The following is a 15,107-nucleotide window of genomic DNA, read 5'->3' on the forward strand; positions in this document are numbered from 1 at the left end:
CCACCGCTGTGCACGGTACGCACGCATCGCCACGCTGAGTGACATGAACCGAGGAATCCCCCAAACCGACCCCCGCACACGGCAGTTCGCGGTCCAGCTCTCCGCCACCCGTCGAGGCGCCCGGCTCGCGAGGCTGCTCGCCACCGAGCAACTCCGTTCCTGGGGGCTCCCCATGGACACCGCCGCCCACGTCATCGCCGAACTCGCCGCCAATGCCGTACTCCATGGGCGCGTACCGGGGCGGGACTTCCGGCTCATGCTGACCGTGCACGGCGACACGCTGCGCATCGAGGTGATCGACGCGCGGGCCGAGCGGCTGCCCGTCCCCGCCGAGCACCCGGAGCGCCCGGCCGACAGCGAGTCGGGCCGCGGACTGCTCCTCGTCGGGGCGCTCGCCGACCGTTGGGGAGTCGCCCCGGGACCCGTCCCCTGCAAGACGGTGTGGGCGGAAATCTCCCTGGTCACCGCATCGTTCACCGCATCGCGCCTGCCGCGACCCGGTGGAACACGACGCGGGTGACCACGACGCGGCGCACCACGACATCAAGGCTTAAAAGACCGGGGGAATCCCCCTCCCAACCCCTCCAGCCTCCCGTCACTCACACAGGTGACATCGCCCAACTGGGCTGGATTTCCAGCCAGTTCACCGGCATATGCTCGCCGCAACAACTCCAGACATGCGACGGCCCCCGGCCGGGACTGCGAATCCCGATCGAGGGCCTGACCACCCAGGAAGTTAGGGCTTCCCGATGGCTTTGCAGCACCCTAGCGCGCCCTCGTGCACCACGTCTCCCGTTCCCCGCCCGACCGCCCGATCCGGTGTCATCCACGTCAACATCCGGCACACCACCCGCTACACGGTCGTCGGCAACCACCTCGCCCAACACCGCGAGCTCTCCCTCCTCGCGATCGGGCTCGCCGTTCACATCCAGTCGCTGCCCGTGGGCGCCCTGGTCGGCATCAAGTTCCTGTCGGCCCGCTTCCCCGAGAGCGAGCACCGCATCGCCGGAGCCCTGCGGGAGCTGGAGGCCCACGGTTACCTGGCACGCACCCGGGAACGACTCCCCGGCGGCAAGGTCGTCACGCGCACGGTCTCGTACAACCAGCCGGAGTCGATGGCCACTACGGTGCCCAGGCCGTCCCACACGCCTCAGCGGCCTCAGCGGCCGACACCGGCCGCCCCGAAGCCCACGCCAGAAGCCACCCGACCCCCAGCGCCCGCCCCCACTCCCGTACCTCGGGAACCGCTCCCCGAGCCGCACACCCCCCGCCCCGGAGCATCACCGCACCGCCGCCGCCCTCCTCGCGGAGTTGCACCGCCATGCACCACGGCTGCTGCTCGCCGAGCGGGACGTACGCCACCTGACTCCGGCAGTGGCCGCCTGGCTGGAGCGCGGAGCCGCCCCCGATGCCGTACGACGCACCCTGACCGCACGCCTCCCCGACGACCTGAAGCACCCGGCCGGCCTGCTCGCACACCGCCTCACCGCGCTGCTGCCGCCACCCCTACCGGCCCTCCCCGTCGTGACCCGCCGCGACCAGTTCCAGAACTGCGAAGGCTGCGACCGCGCCTTCCGCGCCCCCGGACCGGGCCGCTGCCGCGATTGCCGATCCGACCACCGAAAGGTTGCTTAGCATGACTGTGACGACCCTTGCACTTGAGCACAGACAGGGAGCGCACGCCATGACCATCGCCCCGGACGACGCACGGCAGGCCTCCCGCCACTACCGAACTCTGCGCGACATCGTCGAGCAGATGCAGGAGAGCGCTCCTGGAAGGTTCGAGATCACCAAGGAAGGGATCGTCCACGACATGATGGCGCCTGTCGGGCATCATGAGCTGACCGCGCTACGCATCCGGAAGCGCCTCGAAAAGGTGATGCCGGAAGCCATCGTGGCCCACACGGGGACACCCGATGTCGAGGACGAGCCGGGTGGAATCCTCCGCCACCCTGACATCGTGGTGATCGCCGAGGCAGACATGGACGTCAAGGGCTCATTGGCCCCACGCACCCTGATCGCCGCCATCGAAATCGTCTCCCGCTCCAACCCGGACAACGACTGGGTGGGCAAGTTGCGGGACTACCCGCTGCTCGGCATCCCCATCTACGCGATCTTCGATCCGCGCACGGGGGAGGGAGCGGTCCTGTCCGACATCCACGCCACCCCTGACGGCCCCCGCTACGCCACGCGCAAGGAATTCGTCTACGGCGAGGACGTCACCATCGGCGAGTGGACGATCTCGACGGAGGAACTGCCCCGCTACGAGTAGCTCAGGCCCTCACAGCGCGATCATCACCGCAAGCCCAATAACCCCCACCACGCACGGCACGAGCACCTCATACGCCCACCGCACCACCGGCGCCCCCTGAGCGCCCTCCCGCCCCGCCGCCCGTTCCTTCAGCTCGCGCAGCTCGTCGAGCGACTGGTCGGCCATCGCGCGCGGCACCGGGCCGCCGGCGTCGGCGTTCGGCCCGAACCGGGGGCCGGCCGCGCCCGCGCCGCGCATCGCCTGGCGGTTGGCCTTCTTGCGCTGGCGCAGCGAGACCGGGATGGCCCACAGCTGGTACTTGCCACCGCCGGTGGTGGCGACCTCGGTGGAGAAGGAGGCCCGCAGCCCCTCCACGGCGCCCCACGGCAGCGTGATCGTGCGGAACGGATTGCGCACCAGCAGCCGGTCCTCGTCCGCGCGTACCAGCGGCCGCAGCGTGTAGGCGGCCACCAGCGGCACGCCGAGGAGCAGCGCGAACAGCGCGGTCAGCCGGGTGTGGCCATCGCCCCGCAGCAGCGCGTCGCCGCCCAGCCACAGGCCGAGGAGCAGGAGCAGCACACCGCCGACGAGGGACGCCGGGGAGCGGTAGCTGCGCTCGGCGTACTGCTGCTGCGGCGGGGTGGAGCGTTCCTGGCTCGTCATGTCGCCGATTCTGCCCGACCGTCCGGATGCCGGACATTGCGTTACGGCATCATTCGGACGCGGGGCGGGATTCGGCCCTCAGGGGGGATGACATTGCGCTACGCGCGTAGATATGCTCCCCTCGTGACCATGCCCATCACTGTTCCCGCATACGGCAAGGAAGCCGCGGGGCGTCTGGCGTCAATGGCGGACGTGACCGCCGACGACGGTGCGCTGCGCCGCTTCCTCCACGGCCTCCCCGGCGTCGACGCGGTCGGCCTCGAGGCCCGCGCCGCCACCCTCGGCACCCGCTCGATCAAGACGACGGCGAAGGCGTACGCCATCGACCTCGCCATCTCGATGATCGACCTGACGACCCTCGAAGGCGCGGACACCCCGGGCAAGGTCCGGGCGCTGTGCGCCAAGGGCATCCACCCCGACCCCACCGACCGCACCGCCCCCAAGGTCGCGGCGATCTGCGTCTACCCCGACATGGTCGCGACGGCCAAGGAGGCACTGCTCGCCGGCGGTGCTCCGGACATCCATGTCGCGTCCGTGGCCACCGCCTTCCCGGCCGGCCGGGCCGCGCTGCCGGTCAAGCTCGCCGACACCCGTGACGCGGTCGCGGCCGGCGCCGACGAGATCGACATGGTGATCGACCGGGGCGCCTTCCTCGCCGGCCGCTACATGGCGGTCTTCGAGGAGATCAAGGCCGTCAAGGAGGCGTGCGCCCGTCCCGACGGCAGCGCCGCCCACCTCAAGGTCATCTTCGAGACCGGCGAACTCCAGACGTACGACAGCGTCCGGCGGGTCTCCTGGCTGGCGATGCTGGCCGGCGCCGACTTCATCAAGACCTCGACCGGCAAGGTCGCGGTGAACGCCACCCTGCCGGTCACGCTGCTGATGCTGGAGGCGGTGCGCGACTTCCACGCCGCCACCGGCGTCCAGGTCGGCGTGAAGCCGGCCGGCGGTATCCGTACGACCAAGGACGCGGTCAAGTACCTGGTGACGGTCAACGAGACGCTCGGCGAGCCCTGGATGACCGCCGACTGGTTCCGCTTCGGCGCCTCCAGCCTCCTCAACGACCTGCTGATGCAGCGCCAGAAGCTCAGCACCGGCCGCTACTCCGGCCCCGATTACGTCACGGTGGACTGACCATGGCCAATCTCTTCGAGTACGCACCGGCGCCCGAGTCGCGCGCGGTCGTCGACATCGCACCGTCCTACGGCCTGTTCATCGACGGCGAGTTCGCCGAGGCCGCCGACGGCAAGGTCTTCAAGACCGTCTCGCCGTCCACCGAGGAGGTCCTCTCCGAGGTCGCGCAGGCCGGCGCCGCGGACGTGGACCGCGCCGTGAAGGCCGCCCGCAAGGCGTTCGAGAAGTGGTCGGCGCTGCCCGGCGCCGAGCGCGGCAAGTACCTCTTCCGGATCGCCCGGATCATCCAGGAGCGCTCCCGCGAGCTGGCCGTCCTGGAGACCCTGGACAACGGCAAGCCGATCAAGGAGACCCGCGACGCGGACCTCCCCCTGGTCGCCGCGCACTTCTTCTACTACGCGGGCTGGGCCGACAAGCTCGACCACGCGGGCTTCGGCCCCAACCCGGCGCCGCTGGGCGTCGCGGGCCAGGTCATCCCGTGGAACTTCCCGCTGCTGATGCTGGCCTGGAAGATCGCCCCGGCGCTCGCCACCGGCAACACGGTCGTGCTGAAGCCCGCCGAGACCACCCCGCTCTCCGCGCTCTTCTTCGCCGACATCTGCCGCCAGGCGGGCCTGCCCAAGGGCGTCGTCAACATCCTTCCCGGGTACGGGGACACCGGCGCCGCCCTCGTCGCCCACCCGGACGTGAACAAGGTCGCCTTCACCGGCTCCACGGCCGTCGGCAAGGAGATCGCCCGCACGGTCGCCGGCACGGACAAGAAGCTCACCCTGGAGCTGGGCGGCAAGGGCGCCAACATCGTCTTCGACGACGCGCCCCTCGACCAGGCCGTCGAGGGCATCGTCACGGGCATCTTCTTCAACCAGGGCCAGGTCTGCTGCGCGGGCTCCCGCCTGCTGGTCCAGGAGTCGATCCAGGACGAGCTGCTGGAGCGCCTCAAGCGCAGGCTCTCCACCCTGCGTCTGGGCGACCCGCTCGACAAGAACACCGACATCGGCGCCATCAACTCCGCCGAGCAGCTGGCCCGGATCACCGCGCTCGCCGAGACCGGCGAGGCCGAGGGCGCCGAGCGCTGGTCCCCCGCCTGCGAACTGCCCACCTCCGGCTACTGGTTCGCCCCGACGCTCTTCACGAACGTCACCCAGGCGCACACCATCGCCCGCGACGAGATCTTCGGCCCGGTGCTGTCGGTGCTGTCCTTCCGCACGCCCGACGAGGCGGTCGCCAAGGCCAACAACACGCAGTACGGCCTCTCCGCCGGCATCTGGACCGAGAAGGGCTCCCGCATCCTCGCCGTCGCCGGCAAGCTGCGCGCGGGCGTCGTCTGGTCCAACACCTTCAACAAGTTCGACCCGACCTCGCCGTTCGGCGGCTACAAGGAGTCGGGCTCCGGCCGCGAGGGCGGCCGCCACGGCCTGGAGGCGTACCTCAATGTCTGATCGTCTCAGTGTGCTGAAGACCTACAAGCTGTACGTGGGCGGGAAGTTCCCGCGTTCCGAGAGCGGCCGGGTGTACGAGGTGACCGACTCCAAGGGCAAGTGGCTGGCCAACGCTCCGCTCTCCTCCCGCAAGGACGCCCGTGACGCGGTCGTGGCCGCGCGCAAGGCGTTCGGCGGCTGGTCGGGCGCGACCGCGTACAACCGCGGCCAGGTCCTCTACCGCGTCGCCGAGATGCTGGAGGGCCGCAAGGACCAGTTCGTACGGGAGGTGGCGGACGCGGAGGGCCTCTCCAAGTCCAAGGCCGCGGCCCAGGTCGACGCGGCGATCGACCGCTGGGTCTGGTACGCGGGCTGGACCGACAAGATCGCCCAGGTCGTGGGTGGGGCGAATCCGGTCGCGGGCCCGTTCTTCAACCTCTCGACCCCCGAGCCGACGGGCGTGGTGGCCGTCCTGGCCCCCCAGGACTCCTCCCTCCTCGGCCTGGTCTCGGTGATCGCCCCGGTCGTCGCGACCGGAAACACCGCCGTGGTCGTCGCCTCCGAGAAGGCCCCGCTCCCCGCGCTCTCGCTGGGCGAGGTGCTGGCCACCTCGGACGTACCGGGCGGCGTGGTCAACGTGCTGTCCGGGAAGACCGCCGAGATCGCGGCCCCGCTCGCCGCGCACCAGGACGTCAACGCCCTCGACCTCACGGGTGCGGACGCCGACCTGGCCCGTGACCTGGAGGTCGCGGCGGCCGACAACCTCAAGCGCGTCCTGCGTCCACAGCCTGTGGACTTCACCGCCGACCCGGGCACCTCCCGCCTGACCGCCTTCCTGGAGACGAAGACGGTCTGGCACCCGATGGGCGTCTAGAGCCGGGACATACGGACCGGTGCCCGATCGGCGCCGGCGAACCGGCGGTGCGGGGCCTCACCTCTTGCGGGGTGGGGCCCCGCACCGCTGTCCGCGTCGTACACGCGATGTACGGCAAGCCCATGGAGGGCGGCTGGACGAGCCTGGCCGGGCGCTTCCTCGTCCAGCTCACCAACGCCGGCGGCGAGCCCCGCCACCAGGCGGTCACCGACCGTCGGCTGATCGTCGTCACCGACCACGCCACCGGCCGGCGGGAGCGGGCGCCGGAGCTTCAGATCGCGGTGGAGGTGCCGCGCACGGACATCGCGCAGCTGCGGCCCAAGCCGCGCACGACGTTCCCGCGGGGCCGGTTCGACCTGGTCTTCACCGACGGCTCGTGGATCGCGCCCAGTTGTTCCTTCCAGCGGGACATGGAGACGCTGGTGGGGGCCTTCTACGGGCGCTGAGCACGGCCTTGGCCGGGTGCCGGGCACGCCGTGGCCGGGTGCCGAGGAGGGCACCCGGCCGAGGGGTCTCAGCCCGGCAGCACCCGGGTCGCCCGTCCCACCACCGGCAGGTTCTTGAGCGCGCCGCCGTTCGACAGGGTGCCGGTCACCTGCTTGGTGCTCATCGGCTTGAAGTCGGCGACCTTGGTGGCGACGGCGTTGTCGAGCGGGTTGACGGAGGTGTCCGCCAGGGGGTTCAGCCTGAGGTCCTTGACCGGGCGGAGGCCGCCGCCCGCGGACTGCACCGTCGCACCGGTCAGCGCCGTGGTCATGGCGCCGGTGTCGGTGCCGCTCGACGGGACGAACGACGGGGTGGACGAGGGGGTGAACGCCGGGACGGCCGCGCTCGCCGTCCCCGCACCGCCCGCGGTGATCGCGGCGCCGGCCGCTGAGACCGCCAGGCCGACGCGAAGCAAGGTGCGCGGGGCGCGGCCGGGCTTGGGACGTACCGGGAAGAGCATGTTGTGCCACCTGCCTATGGATCGAAAGGCTGCACGAGCATGTGCGCTCGGTAACCAACTAGTTTCGCAGCGTAGTTGAGGGCCGGGTTCCCGATCCACCTCGCGCGCCAGGGGTAGCCCACACAGCGCAATACGCGACAATGGCTGCCCGTGAGCTCCCACTCCCCCGCCCGCGTCGTCCTGCTGACCGGCCCCTCCGGCTCCGGCAAGACGTCCCTGGCCGCACGCAGCGGCCTGCCCGTCCTCAACCTCGACGACTTCTACAAGGAGGCAACGGACCCGACGCTGCCCCAACTCCCCGACGGCGGCGGCGCCGACTGGGACTCACCGCTCTCCTGGGACGCCGACACCGCCGTCGCGGCCATCGCCGCACTGTGCCGTACGGGACGCTGCGACGTTCCCGTGTACGACATCTCCGCCAGCGCCCGGGTCGGCACGGCCCGGCTCGACCTCGGGGGCGCCGGGCTGTTCATCGCGGAGGGCGTCTTCGCCGCCGACGTCATCGCCGCCTGCCGCGCGGCCGGCCTGCTGGCCGACGCCCTGTGCCTGCGCGGCCACCCGGCCACCACCTTCCGCCGCCGGCTGGTCCGCGATCTGCGCGAGGGCCGCAAGTCCGCCCCGTACCTGGTGCGCCGCGGCCTGCGCCTGATGCGCGGCGAACGCTCCATCGTCGCCCGCCAGACGGCCCTGGGCGCCCACGCCTGTGCCAAGCCGGAAGCCCTGGACCGCATATGGGCGGCCGGGGCGGTGGACCCGGCGGGCGCGGCCGTCGGCTCCTGACCCGGCGGCCGGACACCACGTACGGCGGTCGCGGAACACGCGGAAGCGGGCTCGGGCAGACCCCCCGGCCGCCCGAACCCGCTTCCTTCCCCCGTGCTCCCCCGTATCCCCCGATACGCCCGGCTCCCGCGGATCGCTCCGCCCGAGCCGGTTCCCCCGTATCCCCTCTATCCCCCTCGGGCGTTTCCCGTTCCCCCTCGGGCTCCCCCGGTCCTTCAGGCCACCAGCTCGCCGAAGGACTCCTCCTCGTCACGGCCGAAGCTGAGGACCTCGTCCTCACGCAGCCGGCGCAGGGCGCGCCAGATGCTCGACTTCACCGTGCCGACACTGATGTTGAGAATGTCCGCGATCTCCGGGTCCGTGCGGCCCTCGTAGTAGCGCAGCACCAGCATGGTGCGCTGCGTCTCGGGCAGCCGCGCCAGCGCCTGCCACAGCACGGCACGCAGCTCGGTGCCGCGCATCGCGTCCACGTCGCCGGCCGTCTCCGGCAGCTCCTCAGTCGGGTACTCGTTGAGCTTGCGGCGGCGCCAGGCACTGATGTGCAGATTCGTCATCGTGCGCCGCAGATAGCCGCCGAGCGCCGCCTTGTCGCTGATCCGGTCCCAGGCGCGGAACGTCGAGAACAGCGCGCTCTGCAGCAGGTCCTCGGCCTCGTAACGGTCGCCGGTCAGGTGGTAGGCGGTGGCGTACAGGGAGGCGCGGCGCTCCTGGACGTAGGCGGTGAAGGCCGCTTCGGCCTCGGCCGCCTCCGACGCGGAACGCCGTTCCCCCGTGGCCTCCCCGTACTCCGCTCCCCCGTGGGCCGCGTCTCCCCCGTGGCCCGTGTTTCCCCCGTCGACGGCCACCTTCGTGGCGTCGATGGCCACCATGAACGGCAGCCGCTGACGCCCGGTGCCGCGAGCGCACCCCCGCCCGCTCACGACACCGGACTTCTCCGTGGTCCGTACGACGTCGTGAAGTCGCGTGATAACTGCGCTGGAAGCCGTGCCGTGCAGTGTGTTCATCTCGCGCCCCCCGTCGTAGAGCCAGCTCGTTCGGTGTCCCCCGGGTGTTGATCTCTCCCGGTGCCCAAAAGACTGCCAAGCCAGTTTCATCGCGTTGTCCGCCGACTGTCACAGACCTGTCACAGGGCCCGGCACCCCGCATACAGGCGCCCCCCACTCCGACCGCAACCACCCACGGCTCCGCCCCGGCCCGGCACGACGTACCCGAGACGGCACGACCCACCCGAGACGGCACGACGCACCCGCGGCAGCACGACGCACCCGCGGCAGGTCGATGTCCAGGCGTCCCATGGGACAGAATGGCTGCCGTGCCCTTCCTGTTGCTGATCGAGGACGACGACGCCATCCGCACGGCCCTCGAACTCTCGCTGTCCCGCCAGGGTCACCGTGTGGTGACCGCGGCGACGGGCGAGGACGGCCTGAAGCTGCTGCGTGAGCAGCGCCCGGACCTGATCGTGCTGGATGTGATGCTGCCGGGCATCGACGGCTTCGAGGTGTGCCGGCGGATCCGGCGTACGGACCAGCTGCCCATCATCCTGCTCACCGCACGCAACGACGACATCGACGTCGTGGTGGGACTGGAGTCCGGCGCCGACGACTATGTCGTCAAACCGGTCCAGGGACGGGTGCTGGACGCCCGCATCCGGGCCGTGCTGCGCCGCGGCGAGCGCGAGTCCAGCGACTCGGCGACGTTCGGCTCGCTGGTCATCGACCGGTCGGCGATGACCGTCACCAAGAACGGCGAGGATCTGCAACTGACCCCGACCGAGCTGCGGTTGCTGCTGGAGCTGAGCCGCCGGCCCGGCCAGGCGCTGTCCCGGCAGCAGTTGCTGCGGCTGGTGTGGGAACACGACTACCTGGGCGACTCCCGCCTGGTGGACGCCTGTGTGCAGCGGCTGCGCGCCAAGGTCGAGGACGTACCGTCCTCGCCGACGCTGATCCGCACGGTCCGCGGCGTCGGCTACCGGCTGGACTCCCCGCAGTGACGGAACGTTCCCACAGCGGCGGGAGGCCGAACGACGCCGCGGACACCCCGGCCGCGGCCGCATCCGCCCGGAAGGTGCCGCGACTGCTCGGCCGGGCCTCGGGACTGCTGCGCTGGACGAGCCTGCGGCTGCGGCTGGTCGTGGTGTTCGCGCTGGTGGCGCTGACCGCCGCGGTCTCCGCGTCCGGCATCGCCTACTGGCTCAACCGCAACACCGTCTTGGACCGCACCCAGAACGCCGTCCTCAAGGACTTCCGCAAGTCGCTGGAGGACAGCACGCGGTCGCTGCCGCTGCGCCCCCGGTGCACCGAACTGCAGGATGCGGCGCGGCAGATAGCCGGCGGGCCGCAGAACTACGCGGTGCTGCTGATCGGCGTGGACCGCGAGGGCAAGGACTGCGCGGCGACCACGGACAAGGACCTGCTGACGCTGCGCAGCGTGCCCGACGCGCTGCGCGGCGCGGTCAACGAAGTGCGTCCGGTCGACGAGTCCAACCCCTCCGCGCACCATCTGTACTGGCAGCGCAAGCAGGTCGGGGACACCCCCTACCTCGTCGCCGGCGCCAAGGTGATCGGCGGCGGACCGACCGGCTACATGATGAAGTCGCTGGCCGCCGAGCGGCAGGACCTCAACTCGCTGGCCTGGTCGCTCGGCATCGCCACCGCGCTGGCGCTGGTCGGCTCCGCGCTGCTGGCCCAGGCGGCCGCGACGACCGTGCTGCGGCCCGTACAGCGGCTGGGGCATGCGGCGCGGCAGCTGGGCGAGGGGCGGCTGGAGACCCGGCTGCGGGTGACCGGCACCGACGAACTCGCCGACCTGTCGCGTACGTTCAACCGTACGGCGGAGCGGCTCCAGCAGCGGGTCGAGGAGCTGAGCGCCCGCGAGGCGTCCTCCCGCCGTTTCGTCGCCGACATGTCGCACGAACTCCGCACGCCCCTGACGGCGATCACCGCGGTCTCCGAGGTGCTGGAGGAGGAGGCCGACTCCCTCGACCCGATGATCGCGCCCGCCGTCCAGCTGGTGGTCAGCGAGACCCGCCGGCTCAACGACCTGGTGGAGAACCTCATGGAGGTCACCCGCTTCGACGCGGGGACGGCCCGGCTGGTGCTGGACGACGTCGACGTCGCCGACCAGGTCACCGCCTGTATCGACGCGCGGGCCTGGCTGGACGCGGTGGACCTGGACGCCGACCGCGGCATCGTGGCCCGGCTGGACCCGCGGCGCCTCGACGTCATCCTGGCGAACCTCATCGGCAACGCCCTCAAGCACGGCGGGTCGCCGGTGCGGGTGTCGGTCCACACGGAGGACGGCGGCGGCGAGCAGCGCGTACGGGACGCGGCCGACGAGGACGAGGCCGGCGGTGCGGCCGTGCCCGGCACGGCAATGGCGCCCGAGGGCGCCGCCGACGGGCCCGCCGAGCAGACCGAGGACACCGGCCGGCCCGGCGGCGGCGAGCTGGTGATCCGCGTACGCGATCACGGGCCCGGCATCCCGGAAGAGGTCCTTCCGCACGTCTTCGACCGCTTCTACAAGGCGAGCGCGTCCCGCCCGCGGTCCGAGGGCAGCGGCCTGGGCCTGTCGATCGCGTTGGAGAACGCGCACATCCACGGAGGCGAGATCACCGCGGCCAACCTCCCCGAAGGCGGCGCGGTCTTCACCCTGCGGCTGCCGATGGACGCCTCCCGGCTGGCCGGCGGCGACAGCGCCCCGGCCCGGGGCACGGAGGACGAGCGATGACACCGACCGGTCGGAGGTGGCGGCGCGCCGCCGGTGCGGCGGCACTCGCGCTGGCCGCCGCGGGCTGCGGGATCCGGGGCACGTCCGTGCCCGTCGACGCGGGCGGCGCGCCCTCGCGGGTGAGCTGCAAGGCGCCGGGCGAAGCGTCGCCGGGCACGACCGGCGGCGCGCAGACCGCCGTCTATCTGGTGTGCGGTTCGGCGCTGGTGCAGGTCGAGCGGACCACGCCGGCGAAGGACACGTCGGCCGCCGATCCGCGGCTGCGGGCCGCCCGTACGCTCCTGGTCGAGCTGCAGCGCACGCCGTCGGCGGACGAGGAGACGGCCGGGTTCAGCAGCGCGCTGCCCCAGGGGCTGAAGGTCGACGGGCCGCGCCGCAGCGACCCGTCGGAGGCGCTGCGGCTGAGCATCCGGCCGGACGACCTGCCGTCCTTCGCGCTGGCGCAGCTGGTGTGCACCTACGGCGCGAGCCCGGCGCTGGGGCGTACGCACGCGGCCGTGCTGGGCGGGCCGGGCGACGACACCGCGCACCGCTACGACTGCTCCGCCGATGTGCTGGCCCACCCGGACATCGCGGAGCACGCCGGGTGGGGGGACCCGCTGTCGCAGCGGGACTGAAGCGAGCCGGCGGCCGGCCACGACGGGCGCGGCCGGACCGGGGGCGGCCAAGACGGGTGCAATGGGGCGGAACCGCGGCCCCCACTACCGGCGTCCTGGCCTTTGTGCAGCGTCATGGCCCCGGCACCACCGCCGCCCCCCGTATGCGCGTCACCGGACTCCTTCTCCTCGTGGCGCATCTGCTGACCGTCGGCTGGCTCACACTGCGTCCTCGTTCGGTGCCATGGGTGTCCGCCGCGAACCTTCAGCCGCTGGCGACGATCAGGGCCGAGCTGGCACACGGCCTGACGTGGGAGGCGGTGGGGCACCTGGGCGGCCCGGTGCTGCTGCTGGCGCCGCTGGGGGTGCTGCTCCCGCTCTCGGCCGGGCGGCTGAACGTCTCACCGCTGGTGTCGCTGACCCGTACCGTCTTCGCCGGCGCGATGATCGCGCTGGCCATCGAGCTGCTGCAGTCAGGGGTACCCGGACGGGTCCCCGACGTCGACGCGGTGCTGCTGAACACCCTCGGAGTGGCACTGGTGCACCTGCTGGTCGTTCCTGGGGCCCGGTCCCGGCTCCGCCGTCGGTACGAGGAACTCGGGGGTGCGACCCCGAGGATCCCCAGGGTCGGACTGGCTCCGCAGGCTGACGCGCTGTCGGGCGGCCGGACCTACCTTTGAGACATCGGGGCAAACGCCCCACGAAGTCGAAAAGGAGTCGCCCATCATGGCCGCCGCACTGGTCCGCCCGAGCAACAACCGAATGATCGCCGGAGTGTGCGCGGGCCTGGCCCGTCGCTTCGGTACGACCCCGACGACGATGCGCGTGATCTTCCTGGTGTCGTGTCTGCTGCCCGGCCCGCAGTTCCTGCTCTACCTCGCGCTGTGGATACTCCTGCCCTCGGAGCGGAAGGCCGCCGCCGGCGCCGCCGGCTGGTAGTCGGCCGCAGCGGCGCCCGGCCCGGACATGACGGCGCCCCGGCCGTATCTGCGAGGGCATACGGCCGGGGCATGGCACGTCACGCGTCCCTGGAGGACGGAGCGGGGAGCGGGATCAGCTGCCCAGGGCCTTGGAGACGGCGTTGGTCGGCAGACCGCCCAGCAGGTTGCCCTGGGAGTTCAGCGGCGTCTTGACGTTGCCGACCGGCGTCTTGGTGCCCTTGAGGACCTTGCCGGTGTCCTTCACCGGCAGGTTCTTGAGCACGCCCTTGGCGTCCGGGGTGCCCACCTGCGCGGCGCTGGCGGCGCCCGCCGCGGTGACGGCGATGGCGGCACCGACAGCGGCGGCACCGAGAGTCTTGATGGTTCCCTGCTTCATCGAATTACGTCCTCAATTGATGGGGGCTTGACCGGCAAATCAACCTAGTGAGGCGGCAACCGGCGCCGCAAACAGCCACGAGGAAAACAAAAACGGCCGGTGGACATGCCACCGGCCGTTACGCTATAGACTCGCGCTATCAGCGTTACTCGGAGTCAGAACCGCTGCTCACAGGCGAGGTCGTGGACGCCGGGCGGAAGAGCCATTCGGCCCGCAGTTCCGCGTAACCGGGCTTGATGACGTCATTGATCATGGCGAGACGTTCATCGAAAGGAATGAACGCTGATTTCATCGCATTGACCGTAAACCACTGCATGTCGTCGAGCGTGTATCGGAATGTCTTGACCAGGTGCTCGAATTCCCGCGACATGGTCGTGCCGCTCATCAGCCGGTTGTCGGTGTTGACCGTGAGCCGGAACTGCAGCCGGCGCAGCAGGCCGATGGGGTGCTCCGCGTAGGAGGGCGCCGCGCCGGTCTGGAGGTTGGAGGTGGGGCACATCTCCAGCGGGATGCGCTTGTCCCGTACGTACGAGGCGAGCCGGCCGAGCTTGACCGAGCCGTCGTCGGCGACCTCGATGTCGTCGATGATCCGGACACCGTGGCCGAGGCGGTCGGCACCGCACCACTGCAGCGCCTGCCAGATCGACGGCAGGCCGAAGGCCTCACCGGCGTGGATGGTGAAGTGGTTGTTCTCGCGCTTGAGGTACTCGAACGCGTCGAGGTGGCGGGTGGGGGGGTAGCCGGCCTCGGCGCCCGCGATGTCGAAGCCGACGACGCCGCCGTCGCGGTAGCGGTTGGCGAGTTCGGCGATCTCCAGGGCGCGGGCGGCGTGCCGCATGGCGGTCAGCAGGGCGCCGACGCGGATGCGGTGGCCGTTCTCGCGGGCCCGCCGCTCGCCCTCGCGGAAGCCCTCGTTGACCGCCTCGACGACCTCTTCGAGGGTCAGCCCCTGCTCCAGGTGCTGCTCGGGCGCGTACCTGATCTCGGCGTAGACCACGCCGTCGGCGGCCAGGTCCTCGGCGCACTCGGCGGCCACCCGGGCCAGCGCGTCGCGGGTCTGCATGACGGCGCAGGTGTGCGCGAAGGTCTCCAGGTAGCGCTCCAGCGAACCGGAGTCGGCCGCCTCACGGAACCAGATCCCGAGCTTCTCCGGATCGGTTTCGGGCAGTCCTTCGTAGCCGTTGGCGCGGGCCAGCTCGACGACCGTCGCGGGGCGCAGGCCGCCATCGAGGTGGTCGTGGAGCAGCACCTTGGGGGCTCGGCGGATCTGTTCAGGGGTCGGAAGGGTGGTGGTCTCGCTCGTCATTTCGGCACTCTAGCCCCTACGCGCGTAGATCTCACCGAACGATACGTAACAGTGACCCGTACACAGGGTGGCGCGCACGCCTCCTTCTGCCATCGT

17 protein-coding genes and 1 pseudogene are annotated in these 15,107 nt (G+C 71.4%); 13 read left to right on the forward strand and 5 right to left on the reverse strand.

The window, feature by feature from the left end:
• Positions 1-43 precede the first annotated feature (43 nt).
• From ACZ5XZ_RS34875 to ACZ5XZ_RS34885, 3 genes and pseudogenes are all read left to right on the forward strand, one after another.
• Positions 44-520, forward strand: coding sequence for an ATP-binding protein (locus ACZ5XZ_RS34875; RefSeq protein ID WP_468985669.1), 477 nt, complete (start codon positions 44-46; stop codon positions 518-520).
• Between the two features lie 229 nt (positions 521-749).
• Positions 750-1,635, forward strand: a pseudogene (locus tag ACZ5XZ_RS34880) (helix-turn-helix domain-containing protein).
• A gap of 49 nt (positions 1,636-1,684) precedes the next feature.
• Positions 1,685-2,272 (forward strand): Uma2 family endonuclease, encoded by a 588-nt coding sequence (locus tag ACZ5XZ_RS34885; RefSeq protein WP_468985672.1) that lies wholly within the window; start codon positions 1,685-1,687, stop codon positions 2,270-2,272.
• Between the two features lie 9 nt (positions 2,273-2,281).
• Here ACZ5XZ_RS34885 and ACZ5XZ_RS34890 read toward each other — a convergent pair whose 3' ends face one another.
• On the reverse strand, positions 2,282-2,914 hold the full coding sequence (locus tag ACZ5XZ_RS34890; protein ID WP_468985674.1) for a PH domain-containing protein: 633 nt from the start codon (positions 2,912-2,914) through the stop codon (positions 2,282-2,284).
• Positions 2,915-3,043: 129 nt separating this feature from the next.
• Here ACZ5XZ_RS34890 and deoC point away from each other — a divergent pair, with 129 nt between their 5' ends.
• From deoC to ACZ5XZ_RS34910, 4 genes are all read left to right on the forward strand, one after another.
• Positions 3,044-4,048, forward strand: coding sequence for a deoxyribose-phosphate aldolase (gene deoC / locus ACZ5XZ_RS34895; protein ID WP_468985741.1), 1,005 nt, complete (start codon positions 3,044-3,046; stop codon positions 4,046-4,048).
• Between the two features lie 2 nt (positions 4,049-4,050).
• Positions 4,051-5,487, forward strand: coding sequence for an aldehyde dehydrogenase family protein (locus tag ACZ5XZ_RS34900; protein WP_468985676.1), 1,437 nt, complete (start codon positions 4,051-4,053; stop codon positions 5,485-5,487).
• Positions 5,480-6,340: an aldehyde dehydrogenase family protein gene (locus ACZ5XZ_RS34905; RefSeq protein WP_468985679.1), complete on the forward strand. Its 861-nt coding sequence runs from the start codon at positions 5,480-5,482 to the stop codon at positions 6,338-6,340. The genes ACZ5XZ_RS34900 and ACZ5XZ_RS34905 overlap by 8 nt, the downstream gene beginning before the upstream one ends.
• Positions 6,341-6,447: 107 nt before the next feature.
• On the forward strand, positions 6,448-6,786 hold the full coding sequence (locus ACZ5XZ_RS34910) for a hypothetical protein (protein ID WP_468985681.1): 339 nt from the start codon (positions 6,448-6,450) through the stop codon (positions 6,784-6,786).
• Between the two features lie 68 nt (positions 6,787-6,854).
• Here the strand turns inward: ACZ5XZ_RS34910 and ACZ5XZ_RS34915 are convergent, their stop codons facing one another.
• Positions 6,855-7,286, reverse strand: coding sequence for a hypothetical protein (locus ACZ5XZ_RS34915; protein WP_468985684.1), 432 nt, complete (start codon positions 7,284-7,286; stop codon positions 6,855-6,857).
• Positions 7,287-7,436: 150 nt separating this feature from the next.
• Here ACZ5XZ_RS34915 and ACZ5XZ_RS34920 point away from each other — a divergent pair, with 150 nt between their 5' ends.
• On the forward strand, positions 7,437-8,066 hold the full coding sequence (locus ACZ5XZ_RS34920; RefSeq protein WP_468985686.1) for a uridine kinase family protein: 630 nt from the start codon (positions 7,437-7,439) through the stop codon (positions 8,064-8,066).
• Between the two features lie 215 nt (positions 8,067-8,281).
• On the opposite strand, the gene ACZ5XZ_RS34925 is transcribed toward ACZ5XZ_RS34920, so the two are convergent.
• A complete protein-coding gene (locus ACZ5XZ_RS34925; RefSeq protein WP_468985689.1) occupies positions 8,282-9,070 on the reverse strand; it encodes a SigE family RNA polymerase sigma factor in 789 nt (262 codons plus the stop codon).
• 308 nt (positions 9,071-9,378) lie between these two features.
• On the opposite strand from ACZ5XZ_RS34925, the gene afsQ1 reads away from it, so the two are divergent.
• The 5 genes from afsQ1 (at position 9,379) to ACZ5XZ_RS34950 (ending at position 13,327) form a co-directional block, all read left to right on the forward strand.
• Positions 9,379-10,056: a two-component system response regulator AfsQ1 gene (afsQ1, locus tag ACZ5XZ_RS34930; RefSeq protein WP_026169550.1), complete on the forward strand. Its 678-nt coding sequence runs from the start codon at positions 9,379-9,381 to the stop codon at positions 10,054-10,056.
• Complete coding sequence (locus ACZ5XZ_RS34935) at positions 10,053-11,792, forward strand: ATP-binding protein (RefSeq protein ID WP_468985691.1); 1,740 nt, start codon at positions 10,053-10,055, stop codon at positions 11,790-11,792. The genes afsQ1 and ACZ5XZ_RS34935 overlap by 4 nt, the downstream gene beginning before the upstream one ends.
• The gene (locus ACZ5XZ_RS34940; protein ID WP_468985693.1) at positions 11,789-12,409 is read left to right on the forward strand and encodes a hypothetical protein; all 621 of its coding nucleotides are present in this window, start codon (positions 11,789-11,791) and stop codon (positions 12,407-12,409) included. Before ACZ5XZ_RS34935 ends, ACZ5XZ_RS34940 begins: the two co-directional genes overlap by 4 nt.
• A 104-nt stretch (positions 12,410-12,513) precedes the next feature.
• Positions 12,514-13,068, forward strand: coding sequence for a VanZ family protein (locus ACZ5XZ_RS34945; protein WP_468985695.1), 555 nt, complete (start codon positions 12,514-12,516; stop codon positions 13,066-13,068).
• A 46-nt stretch (positions 13,069-13,114) separates the two neighbouring features.
• Complete coding sequence (locus tag ACZ5XZ_RS34950; protein WP_468985698.1) at positions 13,115-13,327, forward strand: PspC domain-containing protein; 213 nt, start codon at positions 13,115-13,117, stop codon at positions 13,325-13,327.
• Between the two features lie 114 nt (positions 13,328-13,441).
• Here ACZ5XZ_RS34950 and ACZ5XZ_RS34955 read toward each other — a convergent pair whose 3' ends face one another.
• On the reverse strand, positions 13,442-13,705 hold the full coding sequence (locus ACZ5XZ_RS34955) for a hypothetical protein (RefSeq protein WP_468985700.1): 264 nt from the start codon (positions 13,703-13,705) through the stop codon (positions 13,442-13,444).
• 145 nt (positions 13,706-13,850) lie between these two features.
• Entirely contained in the window at positions 13,851-15,011 is a 1,161-nt protein-coding gene (locus ACZ5XZ_RS34960; protein WP_468985702.1) for an adenosine deaminase, read from the reverse strand.
• Positions 15,012-15,107 lie beyond the last annotated feature (96 nt).

The sequence above is a fragment of the Streptomyces sp. NPDC033270 genome (assembly GCF_055576575.1).

Coding starts and splice junctions, on each gene's coding strand:
- ACZ5XZ_RS34910 (WP_468985681.1), top strand. CDS start 6,448: ATGTACGGCAAGCCCATGGAGGGCGGCTGGACGAGCCTGGCCGGGCGC.
- ACZ5XZ_RS34950 (WP_468985698.1), top strand. CDS start 13,115: ATGGCCGCCGCACTGGTCCGCCCGAGCAACAACCGAATGATCGCCGGA.
- ACZ5XZ_RS34915 (WP_468985684.1), bottom strand. CDS start 7,286: ATGCTCTTCCCGGTACGTCCCAAGCCCGGCCGCGCCCCGCGCACCTTG.
- ACZ5XZ_RS34925 (WP_468985689.1), bottom strand. CDS start 9,070: ATGAACACACTGCACGGCACGGCTTCCAGCGCAGTTATCACGCGACTT.
- ACZ5XZ_RS34875 (WP_468985669.1), top strand. CDS start 44: ATGAACCGAGGAATCCCCCAAACCGACCCCCGCACACGGCAGTTCGCG.
- ACZ5XZ_RS34955 (WP_468985700.1), bottom strand. CDS start 13,705: ATGAAGCAGGGAACCATCAAGACTCTCGGTGCCGCCGCTGTCGGTGCC.
- ACZ5XZ_RS34890 (WP_468985674.1), bottom strand. CDS start 2,914: ATGACGAGCCAGGAACGCTCCACCCCGCCGCAGCAGCAGTACGCCGAG.
- ACZ5XZ_RS34960 (WP_468985702.1), bottom strand. CDS start 15,011: ATGACGAGCGAGACCACCACCCTTCCGACCCCTGAACAGATCCGCCGA.
- ACZ5XZ_RS34940 (WP_468985693.1), top strand. CDS start 11,789: ATGACACCGACCGGTCGGAGGTGGCGGCGCGCCGCCGGTGCGGCGGCA.
- ACZ5XZ_RS34905 (WP_468985679.1), top strand. CDS start 5,480: ATGTCTGATCGTCTCAGTGTGCTGAAGACCTACAAGCTGTACGTGGGC.
- ACZ5XZ_RS34885 (WP_468985672.1), top strand. CDS start 1,685: ATGACCATCGCCCCGGACGACGCACGGCAGGCCTCCCGCCACTACCGA.
- deoC (WP_468985741.1), top strand. CDS start 3,044: ATGCCCATCACTGTTCCCGCATACGGCAAGGAAGCCGCGGGGCGTCTG.
- ACZ5XZ_RS34900 (WP_468985676.1), top strand. CDS start 4,051: ATGGCCAATCTCTTCGAGTACGCACCGGCGCCCGAGTCGCGCGCGGTC.